The organism is Acidisphaera rubrifaciens HS-AP3 (assembly GCF_000964365.1).
GTDB classification, from domain to species: domain Bacteria; phylum Pseudomonadota; class Alphaproteobacteria; order Acetobacterales; family Acetobacteraceae; genus Acidisphaera; species Acidisphaera rubrifaciens.
Genome location: NZ_BANB01000035.1, coordinates 1 through 5,361 on the forward strand (window position 1 = coordinate 1; position 5,361 = coordinate 5,361).

Genomic DNA, 5,361 nt, shown 5'->3' on the forward strand with positions numbered 1-5,361 from the left:
CCCATGTCGGCGCGTTGGTCGATCTTGTGCGCGCCGTCTGACCGGCCACCTTCCCGGCATGGAAAAGCCCCGCGTCGCCATCGTGTTGTTCAATCTCGGCGGACCCGACAGTCCGGCGGCGATCAAGCCGTTCCTGGTCAACCTGTTCACCGATCCGGCGATCCTGCGCGTGCCGCGCCTGATCCGGCCGTTGCTGGCGCGCATCATCGCCCGCGCCCGGGTCAAGCCGGCGACGGCCAACTACGCGATCCTAGGCGGCCGGTCACCGCTGCTGGAGCTGACGGAGCAGCAGGCACGGGCGCTGGAGGCGGCGCTGCCCGAGTGGGACGCCCGCTGCTTCATCGCCATGCGCTACTGGCACCCGTTCAGCCGCGAGGCCGCGCGCGCCGTGCGCGATTGGGGACCGGACCGCGTGCTGCTGCTGCCGCTTTATCCGCAGTACTCGACCACCACCACCGGCAGTTCGCTGTCGGCCTGGCGCGAGGCGGCGGCCAGCGTCGGGCTGGTCGCGCCGGTGACGACGCTGTGCTGCTACTATGCCGATGGTGCCTATGCGGCCGCGATCGCGGCGCTGGTCAGCCGCGCCTATGCCGAGGCCCGGGCCGCGCTGCCGCCAGAGATCGGGCTGCGTGTGCTGTTCTCGGCGCACGGCCTGCCGGAGACCATCATTAAGGCGGGCGATCCCTATCAGCATCAGGTCGAGCGCAGCGTGGCGCAGGTGCTGCGCGCCTGGGGCGCGCCCGGCATCGACTGGCAGGTCTGCTATCAGTCGCGCGCCACCCCCCAGCGCTGGATCGGGCCGTCCACGGAGGAGGCGATCGAGCGGGCCGCCCACGACAAGGTGGCCGTCCTCGTCGAGCCGATCGCCTTCGTCTCGGAGCATTCCGAGACGCTGGTGGAGCTGGACGTCGAATACCGCGAACTGGCGGAGCGTCTCCGCGTGCCGGGCTATTTCCGGGTGCCGGCGCCCAACGACGACCCCGGTTTCATCGCGGCTCTTGCCCGCATCGCGCGTCGGGCCGCGGGCGAGGGTGACGGGCTGTGCAGCTTCGCCGGCCGGCGCACCTGTCCGGCGGCGCATGGCGACTGTCCGCATGCCCGCGCCGAGGCCGAGGCGCCGCCCGCGCCCTTGCCGCTCGCCGCCTGACCGACATGACGCCGGTGACGGATCACCTGTTCACACAGGCGCGGACAGCGCTGCTCGCGCGCCGGGCGCCGCTGCGACTGGTGATCTTCGACTGCGACGGCGTGCTGATCGACAGCGAGGCGGTGGCGAGCCGTGTGGTCGCCGGGGCGCTGACGGATGTCGGCTGGGCGCTCACGCCCGATGAGTCGCAGGCGATCTTCCTTGGCCTGTCGCTGCGGCAGATGGTGCCGATGATCGAGACGCGGCTGGGCCGGGCGCTGCCGCCGGACTGGACGGACATGCTGCGCGCCCGGATGCTGGCGGCGCTGGCCGAGGAGGCGGAGGCGATGCCCGGGGCGGAGGCGATGCTGCTGGCGACCTCGGCGCTCGGCCTGCCGTGGCGGGTCGCGTCCAATTCGTCGCATGAGGAGATGGGCGTGAAGTTCCGCCGCACCGGCCTGCATCGCCTGATGGACGGGCGGCTGCACAGCCACCGCGACGTGGCGAGGGGCAAGCCCGCGCCCGACCTGTTCCTTGCCGCCGCCGCGGCCGAGGGCGTCCCGCCCGAATGCTGCGTCGTGGTGGAGGACAGCCTCCCCGGCATCGAGGGCGGCGTCGCCGCCGGTATGACCGTGCTGGCCTACGCGCCGGACGGAGACGGGACCGCCCAGCGCGCGGCCGGGGCGTGGCCGGTCACCACGTTGGCGCACGTGCCGCTGCTGCTGCGCGACGCGCTCCGGCGCGCGGCATGACGATACCGTTCCTCGCCGCCGTCTATCCTTGGACCAAGGCGCTGCATGTCATCTCGCTGATCGCGTGGATGGCGGCCCTGTTCTATCTGCCGCGGCTCTTCGTCTATCACTGCGACGTGCCGCGCGGCTCAGCCGAGAGCGAGCGGTTCAAGGTGATGGAACGGCGGCTGCTCAAGCAGATCATGACGCCGGCCATGATCTCGACCTGGACCTTCGGTATCCTGCTGGTGCTGACGCCCGGCGTGATCGACTGGCATGCCGGATGGTGGCACGTGAAACTGGTATGCGTGCTGCTGATGTCGGGGTTTCACGGCGCGATGTCGAAATGGCGCCGCGACTTCCTGGAGGATCGCAATCGCCGGCCGCAGCGCTTCTACCGCATCGCCAACGAGGTGCCGACGGTGCTGATGGTGGTGATCGTGGTTATGGTGATCGTCAAGCCGTTCTGAGCCGGGTTCGCACTTCCTGGGGTGGCCGGACGGTCACGCCGCTCGGCCGTCCTGGGGGCCTCTTGACGGCGGGTGCCGGGCAGGCCACTTCCCAGATTGACGGGATAAGTCGGCCCGGCTAGCTAGAGCCACGCGTTCCGTCGGCAAGCGTCCATCGCCGCCTGCCACTTTCCTCACTCCCATACGGCTTCCGTCCGGTTCCCCGGAACCTGCGAACCCAACGCCGATCCGGTGCTTGGCAATCGCGCTCCCCGGAACCCGCGCGTTTCCGCATCCCGGTTGGCCGGGCCTGCGGACGCTGGACGGGCTACCCCCCGAAGGCATGCCATGCACCTCGCCGAATTGAAGGCAAAATCTCCCGCCGACCTGCTGAGCTTCGCCGAATCCCTGCAGATCGAGAACGCGTCCAGCCTGCGCAAGCAGGACATGATGTTCGCGATCCTCAAGAATCTCGCGGAGAACGATCAGGCGATCCATGGGGAGGGCACGCTCGAGATCCTCCCCGACGGCTTCGGCTTCCTGCGAAGCCCGGAGGCGAACTACCTGCCGGGGCCGGACGACATCTACGTCTCGCCGTCGCAGGTGCGCCGGTTCGGCCTGCGCACCGGCGACACGGTGGAAGGACAGATACGGGCGCCGAAGGACGGCGAGCGGTATTTCGCCCTGCTCAAGGTCGACACCGTCAACTTCGAGCCGCCGGACGCGGTCCGCCACCGCATCAACTTCGACAACCTGACACCCCTTTATCCCGACGAACGCCTGCGCATGGAGGTCGAGAACTTCCAGTCGGTCGCGAAGGCCCCGGGCAAGGATTTCACGCCGCGCGTGATCGATTTGATCGCGCCGATCGGCAAGGGCCAGCGCGCGCTGGTCGTCGCCCCGCCGCGGACCGGCAAGACGGTGATGCTGCAGAACATCGCCGCCGCCATCGCCGCCAACCATCCCGACGTCTTCCTCATCGTGCTGCTGATCGACGAGCGGCCGGAGGAAGTGACCGACATGGCCCGCAGCGTGAAGGGCGAGGTCATCAGCTCCACCTTCGACGAGCCGGCGACGCGGCACGTGCAGGTCACGGAGATGGTGTTGGAGAAGGCCAAGCGGCTGGTCGAGCACAAGCGCGACGTGGTGATCCTGCTCGACTCCATCACTCGCCTCGCCCGCGCCTACAACACCGTGGTGCCCTCGTCGGGCAAGGTGCTGACCGGCGGCGTGGACGCCAACGCCCTGCAGCGGCCGAAGCGCTTCTTCGGTGCCGCGCGCAACATCGAGGAAGGCGGCTCGCTGACCATCATCGCGACCGCCCTGATCGACACCGGCAGCCGCATGGACGAGGTGATCTTCGAGGAGTTCAAGGGCACCGGCAATTCGGAACTCATCCTCGACCGCAAGCTCTCCGACAAGCGGACCTTCCCGGCCATCGACATCACCAAGTCCGGCACCCGCAAGGAAGAGCTGCTGGTGGACAAGGGCACGCTGTCGAAGATGTGGGTGCTGCGCCGCATCCTCAATCCGATGGGCACGACGGACGCGATGGAGTTCCTGCTCGACAAGCTGAAATACAGCAAGACGAACCAGGATTTCTTCGACGCCATGAATACCTGACGCCGGCGGCGGCGGCGGCACGCGGTCGGGCACGTCCCGGCGCTGCCGCCTCGCCTTGGGCGGCGAAGCGGGGTAGGCTTGTCGCCTGCCCGCCAGCCTACGGGGATCGCCGTCGATGCATGCCGTCACCAGTCCGCGCTTCAAGGAACAGGCAAAGGCCGCCCTGGCCGATGCCGGGCTGCAGAAGGCGCTCGCCAACTCCCGTCCGCAGTTCATGGCCCGCCGCAGCGCGGCCATGGCCGCCCTGCCTGAGTTCGAGACGCTGCGCGACACTGCGCGCGACATCAAGAACCACACCCTCGTGCATCTCGATTTCTATCTCGACGCCTTCGCCGCCAAGGTGGAGGCCGCCGGCGGCACCGTGCACTGGTGCCCGACCGCCGACGATGCCCGGGCCGCCGTGCTCGACATCTGCCGCCGCGTCGGCGCCCGCACCGTGACCAAGGGCAAGTCGATGATCAGCGAGGAGCTGGGCATCAACGAGCATCTTGAGGCGAACGGCATCCGCCCGGTCGAGACGGACCTCGGCGAGTACATCATCCAGCTGCGCCACGAGACGCCGAGCCACATCATCGCCCCCGCCTTCCACCTCAACCGCGAGGACTGGGAGGGGCAGTTCCGCGCCAGCCATACCGACCTGCCGGTCGATCGCGTGTTCCACGAGCGGCGCGACATCCTGACGGAGGCGCGGGCCAAGCTGCGCCAGCATTTCCTCGCCGCCGATGTCGGCATCACCGGCGCCAATTTCCTGATCGCCGAGACCGGCAGCAGCGTCATCGTCACCAACGAGGGCAACGGCGACCTGACGCAGACGCTGCCGCGCGTGCATATCGCGCTCGCCAGCATCGAAAAAGTCGTCCCCACGCTGGAGGACTGCACGAGCCTGCTGCGCGTGCTCGCGCGCTCGGCGACCGGGCAGGAGTTCTCCGTCTACACGACCTTCTCCACGGGCGGCCGGCGTCTGGGCGATCCCGACGGGCCGGAGGAATATCACGTCATCCTGGTGGATAACGGCCGCTCCGCGATGATCGGCACGGAGTTCCAGGAGATGCTGCGCTGCATCCGCTGCGCCGCCTGCATGAACCATTGTCCGGTCTATGGCGCGGTCGGCGGCCACGCCTATGGCTGGGTCTATCCCGGCCCGATGGGCAGCGTGCTGACGCCGAGCCTGGTGGGCGTGGACAAGACGGCGCTGCTGCCGAACGCCAGCACGTTCTGCGGCAAGTGCGAGAGCGTCTGTCCGGTGAAGATCCCGCTGCCGAACCTGATGCGTCACTGGCGGGAGCGCGAGTTCGAACGGCACCTGACACCGGCGACCGCCCGGCGGGGTCTCGCGCTGTGGGGCTGGTTCGCGCGGCGGCCCGGGCTCTATCGCGCGGCGACCCGCGTCGGCATGGCGACGCTCGGCCTGATGGGACGGCGGCGCGGACGG

The 5,361-nt window shown here is 69.1% G+C and carries 5 protein-coding genes; all 5 read left to right on the plus strand.

What is annotated here, in order from left to right:
- Window positions 1-58: 58 nt before the first annotated feature.
- Entirely contained in the window at window positions 59-1,147 is a 1,089-nt protein-coding gene (gene hemH, locus B8460_RS01145) for a ferrochelatase (RefSeq protein ID WP_048859732.1), read from the plus strand.
- Between the two features lie 5 nt (window positions 1,148-1,152).
- Complete coding sequence (locus tag B8460_RS01150) at window positions 1,153-1,878, plus strand: HAD family hydrolase (protein WP_084623086.1); 726 nt, start codon at window positions 1,153-1,155, stop codon at window positions 1,876-1,878.
- Entirely contained in the window at window positions 1,875-2,327 is a 453-nt protein-coding gene (gene hemJ, locus B8460_RS01155; RefSeq protein ID WP_048859733.1) for a protoporphyrinogen oxidase HemJ, read from the plus strand. The genes B8460_RS01150 and hemJ overlap by 4 nt, the downstream gene beginning before the upstream one ends.
- 327 nt (window positions 2,328-2,654) lie before the next feature.
- Window positions 2,655-3,929 carry a transcription termination factor Rho gene (rho, locus tag B8460_RS01160; RefSeq protein ID WP_048859734.1) on the plus strand — a complete coding sequence of 425 codons (1,275 nt, stop codon included), beginning with the start codon at window positions 2,655-2,657 and terminating at the stop codon, window positions 3,927-3,929.
- Between the two features lie 115 nt (window positions 3,930-4,044).
- Window positions 4,045-5,361, plus strand: a 1,317-nt coding sequence (locus B8460_RS01165) for a lactate utilization protein B (RefSeq protein ID WP_048859735.1), incomplete at its 3' end; no start/stop codon positions are given.